This is a genomic window from Pseudomonas sp. (assembly GCF_030147005.1).
Taxonomy (GTDB): Bacteria; Pseudomonadota; Gammaproteobacteria; order Pseudomonadales; family Pseudomonadaceae; genus Aquipseudomonas.
In genome coordinates this window covers 1-22,157 of the sequence record NZ_JASLAW010000209.1, presented here as the reverse complement: position 1 = coordinate 22,157, position 22,157 = coordinate 1, and the positions used below count along the sequence as shown (strand labels likewise).

Annotated in this window: 23 protein-coding genes and 1 tRNA gene; 10 read left to right on the top strand and 14 right to left on the bottom strand. The window is 60.4% G+C overall.

Annotated features, from left to right (window positions below; all coding sequences use genetic code 11):
- Positions 1-53: 53 nt before the first annotated feature.
- The 5 genes from Q1V60_RS19855 to dapA all read right to left on the bottom strand — a co-directional run bounded on the left by Q1V60_RS19855 (position 54) and on the right by dapA (position 3,741).
- A tRNA-Ser gene (locus tag Q1V60_RS19855) sits at positions 54-143 on the bottom strand.
- A gap of 82 nt (positions 144-225) precedes the next feature.
- Positions 226-939, bottom strand: coding sequence for a phosphoribosylaminoimidazolesuccinocarboxamide synthase (purC, locus tag Q1V60_RS19850; protein WP_065886242.1), 714 nt, complete (start codon positions 937-939; stop codon positions 226-228).
- A gap of 27 nt (positions 940-966) precedes the next feature.
- Positions 967-1,725: an MBL fold metallo-hydrolase gene (locus Q1V60_RS19845; RefSeq protein WP_057723051.1), complete on the bottom strand. Its 759-nt coding sequence runs from the start codon at positions 1,723-1,725 to the stop codon at positions 967-969.
- 4 nt (positions 1,726-1,729) lie between these two features.
- Complete coding sequence (bamC, locus tag Q1V60_RS19840) at positions 1,730-2,845, bottom strand: outer membrane protein assembly factor BamC (protein WP_300633777.1); 1,116 nt, start codon at positions 2,843-2,845, stop codon at positions 1,730-1,732.
- A gap of 17 nt (positions 2,846-2,862) precedes the next feature.
- Positions 2,863-3,741, bottom strand: a complete 879-nt coding sequence (gene dapA, locus Q1V60_RS19835; RefSeq protein ID WP_300633775.1) for a 4-hydroxy-tetrahydrodipicolinate synthase — start codon at positions 3,739-3,741, stop codon at positions 2,863-2,865.
- 262 nt (positions 3,742-4,003) lie between these two features.
- On the opposite strand from dapA, the gene Q1V60_RS19830 reads away from it, so the two are divergent.
- Positions 4,004-4,564, top strand: coding sequence for a glycine cleavage system protein R (locus Q1V60_RS19830; RefSeq protein ID WP_003172487.1), 561 nt, complete (start codon positions 4,004-4,006; stop codon positions 4,562-4,564).
- A gap of 10 nt (positions 4,565-4,574) precedes the next feature.
- Positions 4,575-5,048 (top strand): peroxiredoxin, encoded by a 474-nt coding sequence (locus Q1V60_RS19825; protein ID WP_300633772.1) that lies wholly within the window; start codon positions 4,575-4,577, stop codon positions 5,046-5,048.
- Between the two features lie 18 nt (positions 5,049-5,066).
- On the opposite strand, the gene Q1V60_RS19820 is transcribed toward Q1V60_RS19825, so the two are convergent.
- Positions 5,067-5,306: a sulfurtransferase TusA family protein gene (locus tag Q1V60_RS19820; protein ID WP_124361736.1), complete on the bottom strand. Its 240-nt coding sequence runs from the start codon at positions 5,304-5,306 to the stop codon at positions 5,067-5,069.
- Between the two features lie 95 nt (positions 5,307-5,401).
- Between Q1V60_RS19820 and Q1V60_RS19815 the strand changes: the two genes are divergently transcribed.
- Positions 5,402-6,835, top strand: coding sequence for a M48 family metalloprotease (locus tag Q1V60_RS19815; RefSeq protein ID WP_300633769.1), 1,434 nt, complete (start codon positions 5,402-5,404; stop codon positions 6,833-6,835).
- Positions 6,836-6,902: 67 nt separating this feature from the next.
- On the opposite strand, the gene Q1V60_RS19810 is transcribed toward Q1V60_RS19815, so the two are convergent.
- The 4 genes from Q1V60_RS19810 to rpoE form a co-directional block, all read right to left on the bottom strand.
- Complete coding sequence (locus tag Q1V60_RS19810; protein WP_300633767.1) at positions 6,903-8,342, bottom strand: DegQ family serine endoprotease; 1,440 nt, start codon at positions 8,340-8,342, stop codon at positions 6,903-6,905.
- A 235-nt stretch (positions 8,343-8,577) separates the two neighbouring features.
- Complete coding sequence (locus Q1V60_RS19805) at positions 8,578-9,537, bottom strand: MucB/RseB C-terminal domain-containing protein (RefSeq protein ID WP_300633765.1); 960 nt, start codon at positions 9,535-9,537, stop codon at positions 8,578-8,580.
- Positions 9,538-9,553: 16 nt separating this feature from the next.
- Positions 9,554-10,141, bottom strand: a complete 588-nt coding sequence (locus tag Q1V60_RS19800) for an RseA family anti-sigma factor (RefSeq protein WP_300633763.1) — start codon at positions 10,139-10,141, stop codon at positions 9,554-9,556.
- Positions 10,142-10,173: 32 nt separating this feature from the next.
- Positions 10,174-10,755: an RNA polymerase sigma factor RpoE gene (gene rpoE / locus Q1V60_RS19795; RefSeq protein WP_003172477.1), complete on the bottom strand. Its 582-nt coding sequence runs from the start codon at positions 10,753-10,755 to the stop codon at positions 10,174-10,176.
- Between the two features lie 461 nt (positions 10,756-11,216).
- Here rpoE and nadB point away from each other — a divergent pair, with 461 nt between their 5' ends.
- Positions 11,217-12,833, top strand: a complete 1,617-nt coding sequence (gene nadB / locus Q1V60_RS19790) for an L-aspartate oxidase (protein ID WP_300633716.1) — start codon at positions 11,217-11,219, stop codon at positions 12,831-12,833.
- On the opposite strand, the gene Q1V60_RS19785 is transcribed toward nadB, so the two are convergent.
- The gene (locus tag Q1V60_RS19785; RefSeq protein ID WP_300633715.1) at positions 12,802-13,248 is read right to left on the bottom strand and encodes a protein YgfX; all 447 of its coding nucleotides are present in this window, start codon (positions 13,246-13,248) and stop codon (positions 12,802-12,804) included. The genes nadB and Q1V60_RS19785 overlap by 32 nt on opposite strands.
- Positions 13,232-13,486 (bottom strand): succinate dehydrogenase assembly factor 2, encoded by a 255-nt coding sequence (locus Q1V60_RS19780; protein ID WP_300633714.1) that lies wholly within the window; start codon positions 13,484-13,486, stop codon positions 13,232-13,234. The genes Q1V60_RS19785 and Q1V60_RS19780 overlap by 17 nt, the downstream gene beginning before the upstream one ends.
- A 141-nt stretch (positions 13,487-13,627) precedes the next feature.
- Here Q1V60_RS19780 and Q1V60_RS19775 point away from each other — a divergent pair, with 141 nt between their 5' ends.
- Complete coding sequence (locus tag Q1V60_RS19775) at positions 13,628-14,569, top strand: folate-binding protein YgfZ (protein ID WP_300633712.1); 942 nt, start codon at positions 13,628-13,630, stop codon at positions 14,567-14,569.
- 37 nt (positions 14,570-14,606) lie between these two features.
- Complete coding sequence (locus Q1V60_RS19770; protein ID WP_300633710.1) at positions 14,607-15,428, top strand: HDOD domain-containing protein; 822 nt, start codon at positions 14,607-14,609, stop codon at positions 15,426-15,428.
- On the opposite strand, the gene Q1V60_RS19765 is transcribed toward Q1V60_RS19770, so the two are convergent.
- Both Q1V60_RS19765 and Q1V60_RS19760 read right to left on the bottom strand, forming a co-directional pair.
- Complete coding sequence (locus Q1V60_RS19765; protein WP_300633708.1) at positions 15,422-16,813, bottom strand: sensor histidine kinase; 1,392 nt, start codon at positions 16,811-16,813, stop codon at positions 15,422-15,424. The two genes, Q1V60_RS19770 and Q1V60_RS19765, sit on opposite strands and share 7 nt — an antisense overlap.
- Positions 16,806-17,477, bottom strand: coding sequence for a response regulator (locus Q1V60_RS19760; RefSeq protein ID WP_300633706.1), 672 nt, complete (start codon positions 17,475-17,477; stop codon positions 16,806-16,808). Before Q1V60_RS19760 ends, Q1V60_RS19765 begins: the two co-directional genes overlap by 8 nt.
- A 474-nt stretch (positions 17,478-17,951) precedes the next feature.
- Here Q1V60_RS19760 and Q1V60_RS19755 point away from each other — a divergent pair, with 474 nt between their 5' ends.
- Genes Q1V60_RS19755 through Q1V60_RS19740 form a run of 4 tightly spaced genes read left to right on the top strand, consistent with a single transcriptional unit; the run spans position 17,952 to position 21,997 of the window.
- Positions 17,952-18,941: a tripartite tricarboxylate transporter substrate binding protein gene (locus Q1V60_RS19755; protein ID WP_300633781.1), complete on the top strand. Its 990-nt coding sequence runs from the start codon at positions 17,952-17,954 to the stop codon at positions 18,939-18,941.
- A gap of 60 nt (positions 18,942-19,001) precedes the next feature.
- A complete protein-coding gene (locus tag Q1V60_RS19750; protein WP_300633704.1) occupies positions 19,002-19,460 on the top strand; it encodes a tripartite tricarboxylate transporter TctB family protein in 459 nt (152 codons plus the stop codon).
- A gap of 1 nt (position 19,461) precedes the next feature.
- Positions 19,462-20,976 (top strand): tripartite tricarboxylate transporter permease, encoded by a 1,515-nt coding sequence (locus Q1V60_RS19745; RefSeq protein WP_300633702.1) that lies wholly within the window; start codon positions 19,462-19,464, stop codon positions 20,974-20,976.
- Positions 20,969-21,997, top strand: a complete 1,029-nt coding sequence (locus Q1V60_RS19740; RefSeq protein ID WP_300633700.1) for an AbrB family transcriptional regulator — start codon at positions 20,969-20,971, stop codon at positions 21,995-21,997. The genes Q1V60_RS19745 and Q1V60_RS19740 overlap by 8 nt, the downstream gene beginning before the upstream one ends.
- Positions 21,998-22,157: the final 160 nt, after the last annotated feature.

Here is a 22,157-nt window from a genome sequence, read left to right as displayed (position 1 = left end):
CCCCCAAATACAAAAAAGCCCCGAGGCAGTTACGCGCTCGGGGCCTTTAAATATGGCGGAGAGATAGGGATTCGAACCCTAGGTACCGGTGAAGGTACAACGGATTTCGAATCCGTCCCATTCGGCCACTCTGGCATCTCTCCAACGGCGCGCATCATAACAGTGTGTTTCACGGAAGCAAAGCCAAAAGGTGATTTTTTCCGTGCTATCAGATGCTTGCGTCGATTACAGCGGTACGCCGAGGCGCTTGGCGACTTCTTCGTAGGCTTCGATGACGTCACCGAGGCCCTGGCGGAAGCGGTCTTTGTCCATCTTCTTTTTGGTGTCCTTGTCCCACAGGCGGCAGCCGTCGGGGCTGAATTCGTCGCCCAGGACGATGGAGCCGTCGTGGAATACGCCGAATTCGAGCTTGAAGTCCACCAGCAGGAGGCCGGCGTCGTCGAACAGCTTGCTCAACACGTCGTTGACCTTGAGAGACAACTCTTTCATGCGCGCCAGCTGTTCAGCGGTGCCCCAGCCGAAGGCCACGACGTGGGATTCGTTGATGAACGGATCGCCCTTGGCGTCGTCCTTCAGGAACAGTTCGAAGGTGTAAGGGTTGAGCTTGAGCCCCTCTTCCACGCCCAGGCGCTTGACCAGGCTGCCGGCGGCGTAGTTACGAACGACGCATTCCACCGGGATCATGTCGAGCTTCTTGACCAGGCACTCGTTGTCGCCCAGCAGTTTGTCGAATTGAGTCGGAACGCCGGCTTCTTCGAGTTTCTGCATGATGAAGGCGTTGAACTTGTTGTTCACCATGCCTTTGCGATCAAGCTGTTCGATGCGCTTGCCGTCGAACGCCGAGGTGTCGTTGCGAAACAGCAGGATCAAGCGGTTGGCGTCGTCGGTCTTGTATACCGACTTGGCTTTGCCGCGGTAGAGTTCTTCACGTTTTTCCATGATGGGCTCCGCTTTGAGTGAGGTGGGCTAGGCGATGTGTCGCCAGTCGAGCCCTGAATCTTGATCGGCCAGTTGCAGCCAGTCCGGGTCGCACCCGAGGGTGTCGACAAAACATTGCCGGGCAAGCGTCGGCAGGTTGTTCTTGCTGCTCAGGTGGGCCAGGACCAAGTGTTGCAGGTCTTGCCAGCCCAACTCATACACCAGGTATGCCGCCTGATGGTTATTCAAATGTCCCAGTTCGCCGCCCACCCGCTGCTTGAGAAAGTAGGGGTAATGGCCGCGAGCCAGCAAGTCTCGGCAGTGATTGGACTCGATCATCAAGGCATCGAGGTCGCGGTAACCGTCCAGCACCTTGGCGCAGTAGGAACCCAGGTCGGTGAGTACACCGAAGCGCCGCTCGCCGTCACTGAATACATATTGCGTGGGTTCCTGGGCATCGTGAGCGACCGCGACGACACTGATGCTCAGGGCACCGATCTGCAGTTGCTCGCCGCCAGCCAGGAAACCTGCGGGTTCAATGGGTTTGCGCATCCCGCGCAACGTGCCGCGACTCAAGTACACCGGAAGATTGTAGCGCCGAGACAGCAAACCCACGCCATGCACGTGGTCGGCATGTTCGTGGGTCACCAGAATCGCGCTCAGCTGCGCGGGGTGAACCCCCAGGCGCAGCAGGCGCCGCTCGGTTTCTCTTAACGAGAAACCACAGTCCACCAGTACATACGTGTCGTCGTGGGCGACCAGCGTGCCGTTCCCTTGGCTACCGCTACCGAGAACAGCAAAACGCATCGGATCAGCCCAGGTTGTCCTGAATCACGCCCAACACTTTGCGCGCTGTTTCAGCCGGCGCGACGGTGTTGATGTTCTTCTCGACGGTGACTTGCACGCTTTCGCCAACCTTGCTCAAACGAACCTGGTACCGCTCGGCGCGGGTCTCGACTTCTTCCTTAGTCGGCTGGCTGCCGAACAATTTGCCGAAGAAACCTGGCTCGTCGTCTTTTTTCTCAGCCTTTTCAGCCACGTTGATGTAGTACAGGCCCAGGCTGCGGTTGATGTCTTCAACGCGCCAAGGGCCCTGCTCCAACGCACGGCCTACGCTGGCCCAGGCACGGTCCAGGTCTTCACCCAGGTTCAGCACCACGTTGCCGCTGCCGTCTTCGGTGAGGCTGACGCGGCTAGGGGTGTCGTAATCACGTGCGGCGAGCAGGGAAACCGAACCGCCCTTCTCGGAGATACGGCTCATGCTGGCCAGCATCTCGTCGACCAACGCGGCGTCGACACCGGTATTGACCGAGCGCGGCGTGAAGTCGACGTCAGCCGTGCTGCCGGCAGGACGCTCGGCGCTGACCACATAGACTTCACTGGTATTACGTTGCACGCCAGGCTCGATACGCACACGCACACGCGCTTCGCTATCGGCGGCTATGCCGCTGGCCTGCAGACGCTGAGCCATGTTGGCGGACAGCTCGCTGCCGCGTTGCCAAGCCGTGGTGAATTCACCGGTCTGCGGGCGCTGTTGGTCGAGACGAAAACCGTTGTCCTGGAAGAACTGCACCGCCACCGGCCAGACTTCGGCGGGTGGGCGCTGAGCCACGACCCAGCGGTTGTCGCCGCTTTTTTGCAGGCTGTAATCGCTGGCGTCGGCCACCGCCACGATCGGCTGAGGGCGTGGCACCACATACTCGCCTTTGACGGTGTCGTCGGCGACATTACGCGGAATCGGCAGCAGCGGATCGAGGCGCTTGGCAACGCTCACGTCAGGCGGCAGTTGCATCGGTTTGGTTGCTTGCGCTTCCAGGTAATCGCTGCCACGGTCACGGAAGTAGCCTTCCGGGCCCCATACCCAACCGCAGCCACTGGTGCTGGAGATAATCAAGGCAAGTGCGGAAAGTCCGGCCAATCGCTTCATGCGTAGTGCTTCCTCAATTAAACCAGGACGCCGGACTGGCGCAGGGCCTGTCGCAGCGGTTCGTGACAGGCTTCGCTGAGCGGGGTGAGCGGCAGACGGATACCGTCCGGCATCAGGCCCATCTCAAACAGCGCCCATTTCACGGGAATAGGGTTGGATTCGATAAACAGTGTCTTGTTGAGCGGCATCAGCTTGTCGTGGATCGCACGCGCGGTCACGGCGTCTCCGGCGATGGCGGCGGCGCACAGATCGCTCATGGCACGCGGAGCGACGTTGGCGGTCACGGAAATGTTGCCCTTGCCACCCAGCAGGATCAGCTCGACAGCAGTGGCGTCGTCACCGGAATACACCAGGAAATCGCTGCTCACGCCGGCCAGGATGTCCTTGGCGCGCTGCAGGTCGCCAGTGGCTTCCTTGATGCCGATGATATTCGGCACGGTGGACAGGCGGATCACCGTCTCGGCTTTCATGTCGCACGCGGTGCGGCCGGGTACGTTGTAGAGGATCTGCGGGATGTCGACAGCTTCGGCAATGGCGCGAAAGTGCTGGTACAGGCCTTCCTGAGTCGGCTTGTTGTAATAAGGCGTCACCAGCAGGCAAGCATCAGCGCCGGCCTTCTTGGCGTTTTTGGTCAGCTCGATCGCTTCACGCGTCGAGTTGGCGCCGGTACCGGCGATCACGGCGATACGGCCCGCGACGCGCTTGACCACGAACTCGATCACCTGGATGTGTTCTTCCACATCGAGGGTGGCCGACTCACCCGTGGTGCCGACTGCCACGATGGCGTTGGTGCCTTCTTGCAGGTGGAAGTCCACCAGTTTGCCCAGGCTGTCCCAGTCGAGATGACCTTGTGCATCCATGGGTGTGACCAGTGCCACCATACTGCCCGCAATCATGCAACCGCTCCTGCCGGAAAAAGAGAGCCGTAATGGTACTGGCGCCAAGATGCTTGTACAAGCGAAGTACCATGCGAGGATGCGTTCAGGCGCAACTAAACGGCGGGCAATGCCATCATCGAGCCAAAGCAGCGCCTGAAGCAGGCCGTTCACGTAATGAAAACGCCACCTCCTAGCCCTTGGCGATGGTTTTCGCTACCCTTCATCCTTTGATCGATACAGCTCTGACGGTATCGACCGCTCATCGCTTTAGGAAGGCTGCATGTCCACCCCCACAGTTCGCGAACAATTCCTTGTTATCAGTGCCCTCGGCGCCAACCCCATGGAGCTGACCAACGTCCTGTGCCGCGCCAGCCATGAGAACCGCTGCGCCGTCGTAACCTCTCGCCTGACTCGTCATGGCGAATGCAGTGCCCTGGTGCTGCAGATTTCCGGCACCTGGGACGCGCTGGCACGCCTGGAGACCGGCTTGCCGGGCCTGGCCAAGAAGCACGACTTCACCGTCAACGTGGTGCGCAGCGCAGCCCTGGAAAATCGCCCGCAGGCCCTGCCTTACGTGGCGTATGTCAGCTCGGCCTACCGCTCGGACATCGTCAACGAGCTGTGCCAGTTCTTTATCGACCACAACGTTGAGCTGGAAAACCTGACCTGCGACACCTATCAGGCGCCACAAACCGGCGGCACCATGCTCAACGCCACCTTCACCGTGACGTTGCCGGCCGGCGTGCAGATCAGTTGGTTGCGCGATCAGTTCCTGGACTTCGCCGACGCGCTGAACCTTGACGCCCTGATCGAGCCTTGGCGCCCACAGAACCCCATGTAAGGACGACCCCATGCCGGTAGCCATTGACACACCCGTAGCCGATTTCGAAGCCCAGGCCACCAGCGGCCAGACCTTCAGCCTTGCCGCGCTCAAGGGCAAGCAGGTAGTAATCTATTTCTATCCGAAAGACAGCACTCCGGGCTGCACCACCCAAGGCCAGGGTTTTCGCGACCAATACGCCGCGTTCAAAGCTGCCAATACCGAAGTGTTTGGTGTATCGCGCGACAGCGTGAAGTCCCATGAGAACTTCAAGGGCAAGCAGGCGTTTCCGTTCGAGCTGATCAGCGACAAGGACGAAGCGGTATGCCAGCTGTTTGATGTGATCAAGCTCAAGAAACTGTACGGAAAGGAATACCTGGGCGTGGATCGCAGCACCTTTCTGATCGACAGCGAAGGCGTGTTGCGTCAGGAATGGCGCGGCGTGAAAGTGCCGGGGCATGTGGACGCGGTTTTGGCCGCGGCGCAGGCGCTGAATAAGGCCTGATCTTCAGCCAGTGAGCAATCAGGCCTTACGCAACCAATAACGGTACACACCGGCAGCCTCTTCTTCCTGGACCAGGGTATGGCCCGCCAGCTTGGCAAAGGTCCGGAAGTCGCGCTGGGAGCCTGCGTCCGTGGCGGTCACCTTGAGCACGGCACCGCTGGCCAGTCGATTGAGCTCCAGCTTGGCCTTGAGCAAGGGCAATGGACAGTTGAGGCCGCTGGCATCGAGTTCGGCGTCAAAGGCTACAGCGTCGGTCATGGTGTTACTCCAGGCAAACATTTGAGCTGCTTAGAATATCTGGTCCGAAGCTCAGTGTCCGGCTACAGTAAGCTCTTTGTCGAAAGGCTTTGTGCATGACTTTTTTGCGCCCTACCCTGCTGACGCTGGCCTGCCTGCTGGCCTCCCCGGCCTTCGCTGACGAGCTGCCGTCACTTGGCGACGCCAGTTCTGCCATTGTCTCGCCTCAACAGGAATACCAACTGGGCCGCGCATGGCTGGCCTATCTGCGAGGCCAGGTTTCGCAGCTCAATGACCCACAGCTCAAGGATTACGTCGAAACCAGTGTGTACAAGCTGGTGGAAACCAGCCAGGTCAATGACCGGCGCCTGGAGTTCATTCTGATCAACAGCCCACAGCTCAACGCCTTCGCGGCGCCCGGCGGGATCGTCGGGGTCAATGGCGGCTTGTTCCTCAATGCCCAGACCGAAGGTGAGTACGCCTCGGTGCTTGCCCATGAATTGGCGCACTTGTCCCAGCGCCACTTTGCCCGAGGCGTGGAAGCGCAGTCGCGCATGCAGATCCCGATGATGGCCGCACTGCTCGGCGGCATCATTGCTGCCGCAGCCGGTGCCGGCGATGCGGGCATTGCCGCGATTGCCGGCTCCCAGGCCGCCGCGATCCAGGAGCAACGTCGATTTTCTCGGCAGAATGAACAGGAAGCCGACCGTATCGGCATCCTCAACCTGGAGAAAGCCGGCTACGACCCACGCTCCATGCCAACCATGTTCGAACGCCTGATGCGACAATACCGCTTCGACGCCAAGCCTCCGGAATTCCTGTTGACGCACCCGGTGACAGAATCGCGTATCGCCGACACCCGCAACCGCGCCGAGCAAGCCAAATCCGGCGGGAAGGAAGACAGCCTGCGCTATCAGCTAATCCGCGCCCGGGTGCAATTGAAATATGAGGACACGCCGGGCCTTGCCGCCAAGCGTTTCCAGGCGCAGCTGGACGAAAACCCGAAAGACGATGTGGCGCGTTACGGCCTGGCCATCGCCCAGATAAAGGGCATCCAGCTCAAGGAAGCACGGGAAAGCCTGGCACCGCTGTTGGCCAAAGCCCCTAACGACATCACCTACAACCTGGCGCAGATCGAGCTGGACATCACCAGCAATCGCATGCCTGATGCACAACAGCGCACTGATCGCATGCTTGCCCAGTACCCCAGCAATTACCCGCTGAACCAGGTACGTGTAGATCTGCTACTCAAACAGAACCGTACCGCTGATGCAGAAAAAGCCCTGGACGGCTTGCTCAAGTCACGCCCGGATGATCCGGATGTGTGGTATCAGGTCGCCGAGACGCGAGGTTTGTCGGGTAACATCATTGGCCTGCATCAGGCTCGCGCCGAATATTTCGCCTTGGTGGGCGACTTCCAGCAAGCCATCCAGCAGTTGGACTTTGCCAAGCGTCGCGCCGGCAATAATTTCCCACTGTCCTCGCGAATCGATGCACGCCAGCGTGAGTTGATCGAGCAGGAACGCCTGGTGAAAGGGATGATCGGCTAAACCCATCGCCCACAAAAAAGCCCCGCCATCATTTACCAATGGCGGGGCTTTTTATTGGGCTGGAATGTTACTCGGCCAGCTTGAAGGTGATGAAGCTGGCACGCCCCTGACGCAACACGCGCATCGACACCGAGCGATTCTTCGGCAACGCCTTGGCGATGTCGGCGAACTCCTTGGTGGTGTCGATCGCCTGGTTGTTCAAGTGAGTGATCACGTCGCCCGGCTGCAGGCCGATCAAGGCAGCCGGGCCGTCCAGCACTTCCTTAATCACAACACCGCTCTTGAGGTCGAAGGTCTTCTTCTGCTCGGCAGTCAGCTCAACCACGGCAATGCCCAAACGGTTACTGCTGCGCTCGGCGCCCGGCTTGGCGTTACCCAGGGCATCCAGTGTCGCACCTTCTTCCGGGATTGCACCGACGGTGAGTTCGACATTCTGGCGCTTGCCGTCACGAATCACTTCCAGCTTGGCTTTGCTACCCGCTTTGAGTGCGCCCACCAGATGCGGCAAGTCGGCCGACATGATGATTGGTTGGCCGTTCATGCTCAGGATCACGTCGCCAACCCGCAGGCCGCCTTTGGCGGCCGGGCCGTCGTCCTGGATCTGCGCGACCAGCGCACCCGCCGGTTTGTCGAGACCGAAGGACTCTGCGAGGTCCTTGTTCACTTCCTGGATCACCACGCCCAGCCAACCGCGGCTCACTTTGCCACCGGTTTTCAGCTGGTTGGAGACGTCCATGGCCACGTCGATGGGAATGGCGAAAGACACGCCCATGAAGCCACCGGAACGGGTGTATATCTGCGAGTTGATCCCCACCACTTCACCCGCCAGATTGAACAGCGGACCACCGGAGTTGCCTGGGTTGATCGGCACGTCGGTCTGGATGAACGGCACATAATTTTCGTTTGGCAGGCTGCGGCCGATGGCGCTGACAATGCCTTGGGTAACGGTGTGGTCAAAACCGAACGGCGAACCGATCGCTACCACCCACTGGCCCGCTTTCAGGTCCTGGGATTTGCCAAGTTTAAGCACCGGCAAATCTTTGCCTTCGATTTTCAACAAAGCCACGTCGGAGCGGGGGTCGGTGCCGACCAGCTTGGCTTTCAATTCACTGCGATCGGCCAGGCGCACGAGAATCTCGTCAGCATCGGCAATCACGTGGTTGTTGGTCAGGATATAGCCATCAGGCGAAATGATAAAACCGGAACCCAGGGACTGCGCTTCGCGCTGGCCACCGCCGCCACCGCGCGGAGCGCGTGGTTGCGGCATGCCTCGCTCGAAGAACTCGCGCAGCATCGGCGGCAAGCCTTCCAGGTCGGGCATCTGCTGGTTCGAAACTTTGCGATCCGGCAACTTCTGCGTGGTACTGATGTTCACCACCGCAGGCGAGGCCTGCTCCACCAGCTGGGTAAAGTCAGGCAGCTCGACCGCTTGCGCGGGCACGGCCTGACCCAGCACCAACACTGTGGCGACTATGGATAGGTAAGACTTCAAACGTGGTATCGACATACAGCTCCCGTTACGACGAGCAGGGTTGAGCGACAGGGTTCAAAAAACGCCGAAAACTGCGACCGACACTTTTTGTTCCGCGAACAAAACAAGGCCTGGGCCGAGAAGCCCTGACCTATAAAAAACATAAGGATTTTTTGCAAGTGAAAATGCTGATCCAGACATTTCATGCTCTCGGCAGGCACCCCGGCATGGACGCAGAATGAAAGATCAGGATGAACACTGGATTAACGACTCACTGTTTGGCCGCGGTCTTTTCACCGCGAACCGACAACGCGATGCGCTCGGCAGTGCCGATTGGAATTTCCCCCACAACCGTTACCATCATCTCGCCGTCCACCGTATTCAAGTGTCGGGACACCGCAACCGTAGGCCCGAGCTGAGTGCGAGTTTCCGACCCACTTGCACCGTCGACAGATTCAAGAAACACTGAGAAACGCGCAAGCCCATCGTCATACATCAAGCTGTCGATGGTGGATTTCGTTTGGATGTCTTTGCGAGAAGTGCTGCCACTAAGCTGAAAGCCCGGCGGCACCCAATCCAGGTACCACGCATTGGAAGCGGGCGTTTGCGGTGCGTTGCTGGGGGCAACCGCAACCGGCGTGCATTCGCTGGTGGGTTGCAAATCGCGCTCCGTGGGCAAGGTGGACGTATTCAATCGAACAAACTGAAAGCGCTCCAACAGTTGCCCCTGCTCACTGAGTAGCAACGACTTAAGGGGTAATGCCGTTTCACGATCCAGGTGCAACTCGAAACCATAACGGTAATGGTCACGCGGGGTGATTGACACGATAACCGCATTACGACCGGCCACGCGAGATTTGCCGATGATGGCCAGATCATAAAATTTGTTGAGTGTTTGCGGATCCAGCGAACGTGACGCAGTGTCGCGGGAATTACCCAGGCCGGCAACAAGCGTGCCGCTGACGCAATGGGTATGGCCGTCTACCCGCACAACTTCCTGGGCAGAACCATCGAGCTGCAATAGCCGCTCCCGGACCTGGCCTTTCTGGACGCGTTGCCAGATGTCGTGGGTAGAAAAACTGCCGTTACGCTCATAAATGAACGTACCTTGAAAGCTTTGCTGCTGTTCTGCACGCCCAAGTCGAGTCAGCCAGTCTTTGGCTTCGTCGGCATGGGCGGGTAGTGCAAACCAACTACTGAGCAAAAGCGTAAGGAGCGGTATGGCGCGCATAGGGCTCCTTAACGGTTCAGCGGTTTTCCAAGCTTGCTGCGCGAGCGTATGGCAAAGCACTTTCAGCATTTTTTCCGGCCGCTTCCTGCGCATGTTGACGCAGGTAGCCTGGTAGACGCTGGTCCTGCCAGCCGGATTGCCCCTGTAGCACACCGTTAGCCATAGGGCCGGCGGTATCGGAGCTTTCCTTGTAGCCAGCCAGTACGGCAGGGCCTTTGACTTGCGGACCGGCCATGACCGGTTGCTGAGTTTGCTGGGCCAGTTCGGCACCAGCGATTTCGTCCTGATTGTACAGACGAACACCGGCCAGTACGGCGACGGTCACCGAAGCAGCGACTGCAAGACGACCCAGGCTACGCCATGGGCCACGAGCAGCTTTTGCCGGAACGGCTTCATCAGCCAGCGCAGCAGAAACGGCCGCAGCAATATCCAGACGAGGGATTAGAAGATCCTTGTGCATCACCGCCCGAGCGACTTGGTAACGAGACCAGGTATCACGGGTTTGGACATCATCAAATGCGTTGAGCACTCGACGAAGTTCCAGTTCATCCGCTTCGTTATCCATCACTGCGGACAGCGATTCCTGCAGGGCATCACGACTCATGGCGGTTCCTCTCTTGGCTGTCGCCGCTGTCTTTAGTTTTCCTGCAACAACGGTTGCAAGGCTTTGTCGATGGCTTCCCGGGCCCGGAAAATCCGTGACCTTACAGTCCCCACCGGACATTGCATGACGCTCGCAATGTCTTCATAACTCAGACCATCGAATTCACGTAAAGTTAACGCCGTACGTAAATCTTCTGGCAGTTGCTGAATTGTTCGATGAACGGTCCCCTCGATTTCGTCGCGCAGCAACGCACGCTCCGGCGACTCGAGATCTTTGAGGCCGTGGTCACCATCATAAAATTCAGCATCTTCTGAACTTACATCACTGTCTGGTGGGCGGCGGCCGCGAGACACCAGATAGTTCTTCGCCGTGTTGATGGCGATGCGGTAAAGCCACGTATAAAACGCACTGTCACCGCGGAAATTGCCCAGTGCACGGTACGCCTTGATAAAGGCTTCCTGTGCAACGTCCTGCGCTTCATGGGTGTCGTGCACAAACCGCACGATCAACCCGAGAATTTTGTGCTGATATTTCAGCACCAGCAGATCAAATGCTCGCTTGTCGCCGCGTTGTACGCGCTCGACCAGCTGCTGATCCTCTTCCTGGGTTAGCATGAACACTCCTCGTAGTACTCGAAGGAGGCTTGCATAACTAAACGATCAGGCTTGCAAACATAGACTCGGGCTTTTCGCAAAAGTTCTCCCCCTTCAAGCAAGTTTCCGGCACGCACTGATTTGGCACACACGAAAAACGCAGCTCAGGCAACGCCGGCTGCGCGAATAATCTTGTCGTCGGTTTTCTGACGCGTCCAATGCTCCCGACGGGCCAATAAACTCAACGTTTTCCCAGCTTTCGGGCAACCTGCTATTGAGTCGGGGCTTATGCAAAAAGTTCCCGCTCGCTGACTGGCTGTTTAACCGGAGCTGTGCAACGTAATCTCACAATGCCACGAATGCCCGGCTATTGTGCCGCTCCACCCCTCTATATACTAGTGGCCCGTGTGCCCCTTTGATTCGCCGATCCAGGCGTCCTGCTTGCGCCTCCTCTCCGGATCGCTTTTTGCGGAATCCATTCAATGAGCCAACAGTTTCAACACGATGTCCTGGTGATCGGCAGCGGTGCCGCCGGCTTGAGCCTGGCGCTCACCCTCCCCAGCCACCTGCGCATTGCCGTACTGAGCAAAGGTGACCTGGCCAACGGTTCGACATTCTGGGCACAGGGCGGCGTCGCCGCCGTGCTGGACGACACCGACACCGTCCAATCCCATGTCGAAGACACCCTTAATGCCGGCGGTGGCCTGTGCAATGAGGACGCGGTGCGCTTCACGGTCGAGCATAGCCGGGAAGCCATCCAATGGTTGATCGACCAGGGAGTGCCTTTCACCCGCGATGAGCATGCGGGCCACGACGACGGCGGATTCGAGTTCCACCTTACCCGCGAAGGCGGCCACAGCCACCGCCGCATCATCCATGCCGCGGACGCCACCGGCGCCGCCATCTTCAAGACGCTGCTCGATCAGGCTCGCCAACGCCCCAACATCGAGTTGCTGGAACAGCGCGTAGCCGTTGACCTGATCACCGAAAAACGTCTGGGCCTTACCGGTGATCGCTGCCTTGGCGCCTACGTGCTGAACCGCGCCAGCGGCGAAGTCGACACCTATGGCGCGCGCTTCACCCTGCTTGCCTCAGGTGGCGCGGCCAAGGTCTACCTCTATACGAGCAACCCCGACGGGGCCTGCGGCGACGGCATCGCCATGGCCTGGCGCTCGGGGTGCCGAGTGGCGAACCTGGAATTCAACCAGTTCCACCCCACTTGCCTGTATCACCCCCTGGCCAAGAGTTTCCTGATCACCGAAGCCCTGCGCGGTGAAGGGGCGCATTTGAAGCTGCCCAATGGCGAACGCTTCATGCAACGCTTCGACCCGCGCGCCGAGCTGGCACCGCGCGACATTGTCGCCCGTGCCATCGACCATGAGATGAAACGCCTGGGTATCGACTGCGTCTACCTGGACATCAGCCACAAGCCAGAGGCCTTCATCAAGACGCACTTCCCCACCGTCTACGAACGTTGCCTGACGTTCAACATCGACATTACCAAAGGCCCGATCCCGGTGGTGCCCGCCGCGCATTACACGTGCGGCGGCGTGATGGTCGACCAACATGGCCGCACCGACGTGCCCGGCCTGTACGCCATCGGTGAAACCAGCTTTACCGGCCTGCACGGCGCCAACCGCATGGCCAGTAACTCGCTGCTCGAATGCTTTGTGTATGCGCGCTCGGCGGCGGCGGACATCCTTGAACAACTGCCGCGCATCCCGGTGCCGGCCGCACTGCCGCGCTGGGATGCCAGCCAAGTGACGGATTCGGACGAAGACGTGATCATCGCGCACAACTGGGACGAGCTGCGGCGCTTCATGTGGGACTACGTGGGGATCGTGCGCACCAACAAGCGACTGCAACGGGCACAGCACCGGGTGCGTTTGCTGCTGGATGAAATCGACGAGTTCTACAGCAACTATAAAGTCAGCCGTGACCTGATCGAATTGCGCAACCTGGCTCAAGTCGCCGAGTTGATGATTCGCTCAGCCATGGAACGCAAAGAAAGCCGGGGCCTGCATTACACCCTCGACTACCCGCAGATGCTGCCCGAGGCCCGCGACACTATTCTGGTGCCAGCCACCTACGGCGACTGAACTTCAAGCGTACGCGCAGGCGTCGGTGCATATCGGCGACCAGCGAATCGCGTGGCACGCAAAGGGAGCGTACCCACCGTTCACCCTGCACGCGATAGCGCAGCACCACCAGCAGCGGCAACGCGAGACTGTCGGGTCGTAACTGCACGCTGTGCCAGCCGCGTTCGGCACTGAACAATTGCCAGCCGCCTTCATCGCGGCGCAGGCCCTGAACCGATGAGCGGTGAGTCAGCAAGATATGCCTCGGCAATACCCAGGCGGCATGAGCCAGGCACGCCAGCATGCCGAGGGGTGCAAAAGGCAATTCGACAACCAGGCAGGCACCCAGCGCGAACAGCTGGGCAAACAGATACACCGCCAGCAACAGCCGTGAGGCCTGCCAGCGGCATTCAAAACGGTTACTTGGGCTGGACACGATCCAGGATCATCCGAACCATGCGTTGCAGCTCCGGGTCTTCCGATTCGGCGCGTTCCATGAACCAGCCGAACATGTCCTGGTCCTCGCAGGTCAGCAATCGCACGTAAAGGTCGCGATCTGCCTTGCTGAGCGTCGCGTAGACTTCTTTGGTGAAAGGCACCAGCAACACGTCCAATTCGAGCATGCCACGACGGCTGTGCCAGTAGAGGCGATTGATTTCTACATCTTCGACCATGGAGCGCTCCTCAAATAGAGCGCAAGTATACAGGCCCGACGGCACCGGAACAGTCGGCTTTGGTCGCGCCCATGGAAACTATGCATTTGCCGGGCGCCCCTCTATGATGCACCCATGACTTTTTTTGACCTGCGATGACCCATGGCCGACTTTGCTTTCTTCTGCCCCCTGACCCACGAAGGCGTTCTCGCCGTCCGCGGTGCTGACGCTGCCAAGTTCCTGCAGGGTCAACTGACCTGCAACCTCAACTACCTGAGTGACACCCAGGCCAGCCTGGGCGCGCGCTGCACGCAAAAAGGCCGGATGCAATCAAGCTTTCGCATCCTGTTACAAGGTGACGGCGTGCTCCTGGCCATGGCCAGCGAACTGCTCGAGCCGCAACTGGCCGACCTGAAGAAATACGCGGTGTTCTCCAAATCCAAACTCACCGATGAAAGCGCCGCCTGGGTGCGTTTCGGCTTGGCGAATGCCGACCAGGCCCTATCCGCGCTGGGGTTGACCTTACCGGTGGAGACCGACAGCGTGGTGCGCACCGAGACGCTGATCGCCGTGCGCGTATCGCCTGGCCGCGCCGAACTCTGGGCCCCCGCCGAGCAGGCCGACAGCCTGCGCACCCAATTAGCGGCAAAGCTGCCGCAAGCCGATCTGAATGAATGGCTGCTGGGCCAGATCCGTGCCGGCATCGGCCAGGTGATGCCGCAGACCCGCGAACTGTTCATCCCGCAGATGCTCAATCTGCAAGCCGTGGGCGGAGTCAGTTTCAAGAAAGGCTGCTACACCGGGCAGGAAATCGTCGCGCGCATGCAGTACCTGGGCAAACTCAAACGCCGCCTGTACCGCCTGAGCCTGGTTGCCGCCGAATTACCCGAGCCGGGCACCGCACTGTTTTCCCCCAGCCATAACAGTTCGATCGGCGAGGTGGTGATCGCGGCAAAAGCTGATCAGTCAATTGAACTTCTCGCCGTGTTGCAAGCCGAAGCTGCCGACAATGGCGACGTACGCTTAGGCAGCCTGGAAGGCCCAGGCCTGCAACTGCTTGACTTGCCCTACTCGCTGGATCGCGATCGCGAGATCCAGCGTTGAACGCCGCACCTTTTTTGCAACACCCTAGAGAGCATGAATGAACGAGCTGGCGGAAAAAGTCCAACAGGCTTTGGTGAAGGCCATCGACAACGATGACCTGGTTCTGCCGACATTACCGGAGGTGGCCCTGAAGATTCGTCAGGCCGCCGAAGACCCGGAGATCAGCATCAGCCACTTGAGCAAAGTGATCAGTCGCGATACCGCCCTGTCGGCGCGCCTGATCAAAGTGGTCAACAGCCCGTTGCTGAGAGCGACTCAGGAAGTCACCGACCTGCACACCGCCATCACGCGGCTCGGCACCAATTACAGCAGCAACCTGGCCATCGGCCTGGTCATGGAGCAGATCTTCCACGCCCGCTCCGAAGTGGTGGAACAAAAAATGCGCGATGTGTGGCGCCGCAGCCTGGAGGTGGCGGGCGTCAGCTATGCCTTGTGTCGCGGGCATAGCGACCTCAAGCCGGACCAGGCGGCCCTGGGCGGCCTGGTGCACCAGATCGGCGTGCTGCCGATCCTCACTTTCGCCGAAGACCATTACGAGCTGCTGTCCGACCCGGTCAGCCTCAACCACGTAATCGATAGCATCCACCCGGTACTGGGCGACAAGTTGCTCAGTGGCTGGGACTTTCCCGAGATGCTGGCAAAACTGCCGGGCCAGTACCTGAACCTGGAACGCGACAGCGCCCGGCTCGATTACATCGATCTGGTGCAGATCGCCGTGCTGTACTGCCACCACAACACCCCACATCCACTGGCCAAAGTCGACATAACCTGCGTGCCGGCGATGAAAAAACTGCGGGTTGACCCCTACAGCGAAAAACTGCAAATCGAGCTGGATGAAGCACGCTCTATGTTCTATTGATCCGCGGCGATAAAGCTCACTCGCACTTTCAACCCCGCCGACTCGCCATCATGCAGGCTGATCTGCGCCAGATGCGCACGGCAGATTTCCCCGACAATCGCCAGCCCCAGGCCAGACCCCATGCCCTGCTGACTGCGCCGATAGAATCGCTCGAACACCCGGTCCCGCTCATCCAGCGGGATACCCGGGCCATCGTCCTCGACTTCCAGCACCGCCGGCGCACTCACCCGCAAAATCACGTTGCCACCCGGTGGGGTGTGGGCCAGCGCGTTGTCCACCAGGTTGCTCAGCAACTCATTGAGCAGCGTTGGTTCGCCGCGCAGCCATACCGGTTCGTCCGCTTCCAGCGCCAGGGCAACGCCTCGGGCATGGGCCAGGGGTGCCATGGCCATGCCCAGCTCCCGCGCCAATTGGCTGAGGTCGAGCAACTGCGCGCCGCCTTCGGCAATGGCCCTGGCACCGTTTTCGATGCGCGCCAGGGATAACAACTGATTAGCCAGGTGGGTCAGGCGGTCGGTGCCCTGCGCGGCAGTTTCCAGGGTGCTGCGCCACGTGGCCGGTTCTTCGGCGCGCAGGCCCAGTTCCAGGCGCGCCTTGAGCGCGGCCAGCGGCGTGCGCAACTCGTGGGCGGCGTCGGCAATAAACTGCGCCTGGCGCTCGAACTGGCCGCGCAAGCGTTCGGTGAAATGATTGAGGGAACGCACCAGCGGGCCGAACTCATCCTGTACCTCCACCAGCGGTAAGGGCCGCAGGTCGTCGGGCTGGCGCTCTTCCACCGCCGTGCGCAAGCGCTCCAACGGGCGCAGCGCCGCGCTGACGGCAAACCACACCAGCAACAGCGCGCCAATGGCGAGCATGCCCAGGCGCAACAAGGTGTCAGCCATCAGGCTGCGGGCCATGGCGACCCGCGCTTCGTCAGTTTCCGCCACACGAACCTCCGCCATGCCGTTCATGTTCGGCTCGGAGACAGCCTTGAGCAGGCTCACCACGCGCACGGGCTGCCCCTGATACATGGCGTCGTAGAACTGCGCCAAGGCCGGGTAATCGTCAGTGCGTGGGGTGCCGGGCGGCGGACCGGGCAGGTTTTCATAGCCCGATATCAGCTTCCGGTGGATGTCATTGACCTGGTAATAAATGCGCCCCGCGCTGTCGTAGGCAAAGGTATCCAGCGCTACATAGGGCACGTTGGCACTGAGCGTGCCGTCCACCTGGGTCAAGCCGGCGGCAATGGTGCGCGCCGAGGCCAGCAGGGTGCGGTCGTAGGCGGTGTCGGCCGCTTCGCGACCGTTCCAGTAGGCACTCATGCCGCTGGCGAGCATCAGCAGCACCAGCAACAGCGCCAGGTTCCACAGCAGGCGCCAGCGCAGGCTGCTGGGCTTATGCATCGCGGGCTTCCAGCAGGTAGCCGAGGCCACGGAAGGTGACAATGGCGATGGGCTGGCCGTCGAGTTTCTTGCGCAGGCGGTGCACGTAGATTTCGATGGCATCCGGGCTGGCTTCTTCGTCGAGACCGAACACCTGGGAGGCCAGTTGCTCCTTGCTCATCACACGGCCAGGCCGGGCGATCAGCGCCTCAAGCACCGCTTGCTCACGAGAGGTCAAGGTCAGCAAATCGCCGCCGACCGTGAAGCGCCGCGTGTCGAGGTCGTAAACCAGCACGCCGCACGCCTGCTGGCGCTCGCCGCCCAACACGCTGCGGCGTAGCAGCGCCTTGACCCGCGCCTCGAGTTCCGTCAGTTCAAACGGTTTGGCGAGGTAATCGTCGGCGCCCAGGTTCAAGCCATGCACGCGATCTTTTACATCGCTGCGTGCCGTCAGCATTAACACCGGCACATTTTTTCCACGGGCGCGCAAGCGTGCCAACACCTCGAAACCATCCATGCGCGGCAGCCCCACATCGAGAATTGCCGCCGCATATTCCTCGCTGCTCAAGGCCAAGTCCGCGGCCACGCCATCGTGCAACACGTCGACGGTCAACCCCGTGCTCTTGAGCGCTTGGGCGACACTTTCGGCGAGTTGCAAATGGTCTTCAACCAGAAGGACGCGCATGGATTTCTACCTCGTTCATGAGTGGTCGACGCCACACTTTGACCGGCAGTTTACAGGCGCAACTTGCCCTGTGAAGTCAGAAAACATTGGAAAGCCACTGAAAGGTTAGTGAAAGCTTCGCCCTATAGGATCCAAAAACGGTGGTTTATGCCCGCCGAGCTACTTCACCCGTAGCGCCCGAAAAACGCCTCGAAGCGTTTTCGCCAAAATAAGAACAATAACGGAGTGCACCACGATGCTGTCGACACAGCCCCAGGCTTGCCCGCCTGCTCATAATTCCCGCCTCAATCACACCGTTCCTGCCAGTGCCGCCGCGCTTGCCGGCTTTTCGCCGCCTGGGCGGGCCCACATCTGTCCGGCGACAGCGCCTTCCTCTGTGTCGACCCGTACCGGGTCATCGCGCCGCGGGCCAACTACGGCATCGCACTCTGATTAAGTAGCGCCTGGTAAGCCACTCATAACAACAAGACGGAGATCACTATGACCCTTTCACTGCGTAAACTTGCCCTGACCGCCGGCTGCATGCTGTTCGCCGGCCAACTGCTGGCCGCCGACGAGCCCAAGCGCCCGGAATGCATCGCCCCGGCCTCACCGGGCGGCGGTTTTGACCTGACCTGCAAACTGGCGCAAAGCGCGCTGGTCAACCAGAAGTTGCTGAGCAAACCAATGCGCGTGACCTACATGCCCGGCGGCGTGGGCGCAGTGGCCTACAACGCGGTGGTCGCTCAGCGTCCTGCGGACGGCGGCACGCTGGTGGCCTGGTCCAGCGGTTCGTTGCTGAACCTGGCCCAGGGCAAGTTCGGCCGTTTCGATGAAACCAACGTGCGCTGGCTCGCGGCAGTGGGCACCAGCTACGGTGCCATTGCAGTAAAAAGCGACTCGCCCTACAAGACCCTCGACGATCTGGTCCAGGCCTTGAAGAAAGATCCGAGCAAGGTCGTGATCGGTTCCGGCGGCACCGTCGGCAGCCAGGACTGGATGCAAACCGCACTGATCGCCAAGGCCGCCGGCATCAACCCGCGTGACCTGCGTTACGTGGCGCTCGAAGGTGGCGGCGAAATCGCCACGGCGCTGCTTGGCGGGCATATCCAGGTGGGCAGTACCGACATCTCCGACTCCATGCCGCACATCCAGAGCGGCGGTATGCGCCTGCTGGCCGTATTCGCTGAAAACCGCCTGGACGAACCGGAAATGAAAGACATCCCGACCGCCAAGGAGCAAGGCTACGACATCGTCTGGCCAGTAGTGCGCGGCTTCTACCTTGGGCCAAAAGTCAGCGATGCCGACTACGCCTGGTGGAAGGACGCCTTCGACAAGCTGCTGGCCTCCGACGAGTTCGCCAAGCTGCGTGACCAGCGCGAGCTGTTCCCGTTCGCCATGACCGGCCCGGAGCTGGACACCTATGTGAAGAAACAGGTGGCTGACTACAAAGTGCTGGCCAAAGAGTTCGGCCTGATCCAGTAAACGCCCCCTGTTCGCGCGGCCACGCCTTTGCACATCAAAGGCGTGGCCCAGGAGTTTTCCATGCTCTTACAACGCATTTTCGCTGCCGTGATGTTGCTGGTCTGTATCGGCCTGGCACTGATGGCCTGGCCGTATCAGGCTGCTTTTTCCTACGAGCCGGTAGGGCCTCGGGCCTTCCCTCTGCTGCTGATCGGGCTGATGGGCTTGGCGCTGATTTACATGCTGATTCGCCCGCAACCGACCAAACACACCGACGATGAACCCGCGCTGGACCGCCCTACCCTAATCAAGATCGGGCTTTGCGTGGCCTTGCTGCTGGTGTTTGCCGGCACTTTCGAATCCCTGGGCTTCATTCTCAGCAGCATGCTGATCGGTATACCGATGGCACGGCTGTACGGCGGGCGCTGGTTGCCCAGCGTGGTGATCATCGCCTTGATGAGCGTCGGCCTTTATCTGCTGTTCGATAAAGCCATGGACGTACCGCTGCCCCTCGGCCTGCTCGACGTTCTGGAGAACTGATATGGATACTTTTGGCTATTTGGGCCAGGGTTTCGGCGTCGCGCTGAGCCCATACAACCTGGTGACCGCCCTGTGCGGAACGCTGATCGGCACCGTGGTCGGCCTGCTGCCGGGCCTGGGACCGATCAACGGCGTGGCATTGCTGATCCCCATCGCCTTCGCGCTGGGCCTGCCGCCCGAGTCGGCGTTGATCCTGCTCGCAGCCGTATACCTGGGCTGTGAATACGGTGGCCGCATCAGTTCGATCCTGCTCAATATTCCGGGCGAAGCCTCCACGGTGATGACCACCCTCGACGGCTACCCGATGGCCCGCAAAGGCTTGGCCGGCGTGGCGTTGTCGTTGTCTGCCTGGAGCTCGTTCATCGGTGCGTTTATCGCCACCTGCGGCATGGTGCTGTTTGCACCGTTGCTGGCCAAATGGGCGATTGCCTTCGGCCCCGCGGAATACTTCGTGTTGATGGTATTTGCGATTGTCTGCCTGGGCGGCATGGCGGGTGACAAGCCATTGAAAACCTTTGTCTCGGCGTTGATCGGCCTGTTCCTCGCCTGCGTGGGCATCGACGCCAACAGTGGTGTGTACCGCTTTACCGGCGACAACATCCACCTGACCGACGGCATTCAGTTTGTGGTGTTGGTGCTGGGCCTGTTCTCCATCAGTGAAATCCTGCTGCTTCTGGAGAAAACCCATCGCGGCCAGGAAGCGGTGAAAGCCACCGGGCGCATGATGTTCAACGCCAAGGAAGCCTTATCGGTGTTGACCGTGAACCTGCGTTGCGGGGTGTCGGGCTTTATCATCGGCGTCTTGCCGGGTGCCGGCGCAACCATGGCCTCGGCCGTGGCCTACATGACCGAGAAACGTATCGCCGGCGCCAGTGGCAAATTCGGCGAAGGCGACATGCGCGGTCTGGCGGCGCCGGAAACCGCTATCGGCGCTTCGGTCTGCGGCGCCATGGTGCCGATGCTGACCCTCGGCGTGCCCGGCTCAGGTACCACGGCGGTGATGATCGGTGCCCTGTCGCTGTACAACATCACCCCCGGCCCGCTGCTGTTCCAACAGCAACCCGATATTGTCTGGGGCCTGATCGCATCGTTGTTTATCGCCAACATCATGCTGGTGGTGCTCAACATTCCGATGATCCGCATCTTCACACGCATCCTTGCCGTGCCGAACTGGGCACTGGTGCCGGTAATCGCCATCATCACAGCGATTGGTGTGTATGCGGTGCATGCCACCACCTTCGACCTGTTCCTGATGATCGCCATCGGCATCTTCGGTTACATCCTGCGCAAGCTGGATTTCCCGCTGTCGCCATTGCTGCTGGGCTTTATCCTCGGCGGCCTGATGGAGCAGAACCTGCGTCGTGCATTGTCAATTTCCAATGGCGCGCTGGAGATCCTGTGGTCGAGCCCGATCACCTTCGGTGTGTGGGTGATGACAGCCATCATGCTGCTCGTGCCATTGCTGCGTATCTGGCGCAAGCGTTCCTTGCAGCGTCGTGCCGCCGCCAATGCCTGAGGTCACCTTTAAGCATTGGTGGGGAACACCGCTGGTCGGCCTGACCGGCGGTTACCTGGCCAGCCTGGTCGGCTGGCCTTTGCCGTATATGGTCGGCTCGTTGCTGGCGATTATCCTGGTGCGCTGCCTCACGCCGTGGCAGTTGGCGGAGATCCCCGGCGGTCGCAAATGCGGCCAATGGGTGGTGGGCATCGGCATCGGCTTGCACTTCACGCCGGTGGTGATCGAGCAGGTGATGAGCCACTTTGGCCTGATCTTCTTCGGTGCTTTGGTGACGAGTTTGTCGAGCGTGGTCGGCGTGTGGCTGATGCGCCGCAGCGGTGAAGACCGCGCCACGGCGTTTTTCTCCAGCATGCCGGGAGGTTCCGGCGAGATGGTCAACCTCGGCGCCCGTAATGGCGCGGTGCTCAGCCGAGTCGCAGCGGGGCAGAGTCTGCGCGTGCTGGTGGTGGTGCTGTGTGTGCCGGCGATCTTCAAGTATTTGCTCGGTGGCGGCGCACCACAGTTTCATCCAGCGCCGGTCGATTGGGCATGGCTGGCCCTGCTGTTTCCAATAGGTGCGCTGGTCGCCTGGGGTTGGCAGCATTTGCGCCAGCCCAATCCTTGGCTGTTCGGGCCCTTGCTGGTAAGTGCCATCGCCAGTGTGACCTGGGATTTGCACATTGGCCTGCCGGACGGCGGCAGCCAGATCGGCCAATGGCTGATCGGCAGTGGCCTGGGCTGCCACTTCAATCGCCAGTTCTTCCGCAGCGCTCCGGCGTTCATGGGCCGCACCTTGGTTGGCACGGCCTTGACCATGGCGCTCGCCACGTTGGCAGCGGTAGGGTTGAGTGCGCTGACGCACCTGGACCTGCGCTCACTGACGTTGGGCATGATGCCCGGCGGCATTGCCGAGATGAGCCTGACGGCAGAAACCCTGCAATTGTCGGTGCCGTTAGTGACGGCGATGCAGGTAATGCGGTTGTTGTTTGTGCTGTTTCTGGCGGAGCCGTTGTTCAGGCACTGGAATCGTCAGCCCTGATCCTTCTTCAGCCAGGGCCAGCCCTAATGCCAGTCAGTTAAGACAGAACCGGTCCCTGTGGCGAGGGAGCTTGCTCCCGCTGGACTGCGTAGCAGTCCCATTTTTGGGGCCGCTTCGCGCCCCAACGGGAGCAAGCTCCCTCGCCACAGGTCGCAGGTTT

What these genes read in the sequence shown, in the direction of transcription:
- purC (WP_065886242.1), bottom strand. Translation starts at nt 939, where the DNA reads ATGGAAAAACGTGAAGAACTCTACCGCGGCAAAGCCAAGTCGGTATAC.
- Q1V60_RS19845 (WP_057723051.1), bottom strand. Translation starts at nt 1,725, where the DNA reads ATGCGTTTTGCTGTTCTCGGTAGCGGTAGCCAAGGGAACGGCACGCTG.
- bamC (WP_300633777.1), bottom strand. Translation starts at nt 2,845, where the DNA reads ATGAAGCGATTGGCCGGACTTTCCGCACTTGCCTTGATTATCTCCAGC.
- dapA (WP_300633775.1), bottom strand. Translation starts at nt 3,741, where the DNA reads ATGATTGCGGGCAGTATGGTGGCACTGGTCACACCCATGGATGCACAA.
- Q1V60_RS19830 (WP_003172487.1), top strand. Translation starts at nt 4,004, where the DNA reads ATGTCCACCCCCACAGTTCGCGAACAATTCCTTGTTATCAGTGCCCTC.
- Q1V60_RS19825 (WP_300633772.1), top strand. Translation starts at nt 4,575, where the DNA reads ATGCCGGTAGCCATTGACACACCCGTAGCCGATTTCGAAGCCCAGGCC.
- Q1V60_RS19820 (WP_124361736.1), bottom strand. Translation starts at nt 5,306, where the DNA reads ATGACCGACGCTGTAGCCTTTGACGCCGAACTCGATGCCAGCGGCCTC.
- Q1V60_RS19815 (WP_300633769.1), top strand. Translation starts at nt 5,402, where the DNA reads ATGACTTTTTTGCGCCCTACCCTGCTGACGCTGGCCTGCCTGCTGGCC.
- Q1V60_RS19810 (WP_300633767.1), bottom strand. Translation starts at nt 8,342, where the DNA reads ATGTCGATACCACGTTTGAAGTCTTACCTATCCATAGTCGCCACAGTG.
- Q1V60_RS19805 (WP_300633765.1), bottom strand. Translation starts at nt 9,537, where the DNA reads ATGCGCGCCATACCGCTCCTTACGCTTTTGCTCAGTAGTTGGTTTGCA.
- Q1V60_RS19800 (WP_300633763.1), bottom strand. Translation starts at nt 10,141, where the DNA reads ATGAGTCGTGATGCCCTGCAGGAATCGCTGTCCGCAGTGATGGATAAC.
- rpoE (WP_003172477.1), bottom strand. Translation starts at nt 10,755, where the DNA reads ATGCTAACCCAGGAAGAGGATCAGCAGCTGGTCGAGCGCGTACAACGC.
- nadB (WP_300633716.1), top strand. Translation starts at nt 11,217, where the DNA reads ATGAGCCAACAGTTTCAACACGATGTCCTGGTGATCGGCAGCGGTGCC.
- Q1V60_RS19780 (WP_300633714.1), bottom strand. Translation starts at nt 13,486, where the DNA reads ATGGTCGAAGATGTAGAAATCAATCGCCTCTACTGGCACAGCCGTCGT.
- Q1V60_RS19775 (WP_300633712.1), top strand. Translation starts at nt 13,628, where the DNA reads ATGGCCGACTTTGCTTTCTTCTGCCCCCTGACCCACGAAGGCGTTCTC.
- Q1V60_RS19770 (WP_300633710.1), top strand. Translation starts at nt 14,607, where the DNA reads ATGAACGAGCTGGCGGAAAAAGTCCAACAGGCTTTGGTGAAGGCCATC.
- Q1V60_RS19765 (WP_300633708.1), bottom strand. Translation starts at nt 16,813, where the DNA reads ATGCATAAGCCCAGCAGCCTGCGCTGGCGCCTGCTGTGGAACCTGGCG.
- Q1V60_RS19760 (WP_300633706.1), bottom strand. Translation starts at nt 17,477, where the DNA reads ATGCGCGTCCTTCTGGTTGAAGACCATTTGCAACTCGCCGAAAGTGTC.
- Q1V60_RS19750 (WP_300633704.1), top strand. Translation starts at nt 19,002, where the DNA reads ATGCTCTTACAACGCATTTTCGCTGCCGTGATGTTGCTGGTCTGTATC.
- Q1V60_RS19745 (WP_300633702.1), top strand. Translation starts at nt 19,462, where the DNA reads ATGGATACTTTTGGCTATTTGGGCCAGGGTTTCGGCGTCGCGCTGAGC.
- Q1V60_RS19740 (WP_300633700.1), top strand. Translation starts at nt 20,969, where the DNA reads ATGCCTGAGGTCACCTTTAAGCATTGGTGGGGAACACCGCTGGTCGGC.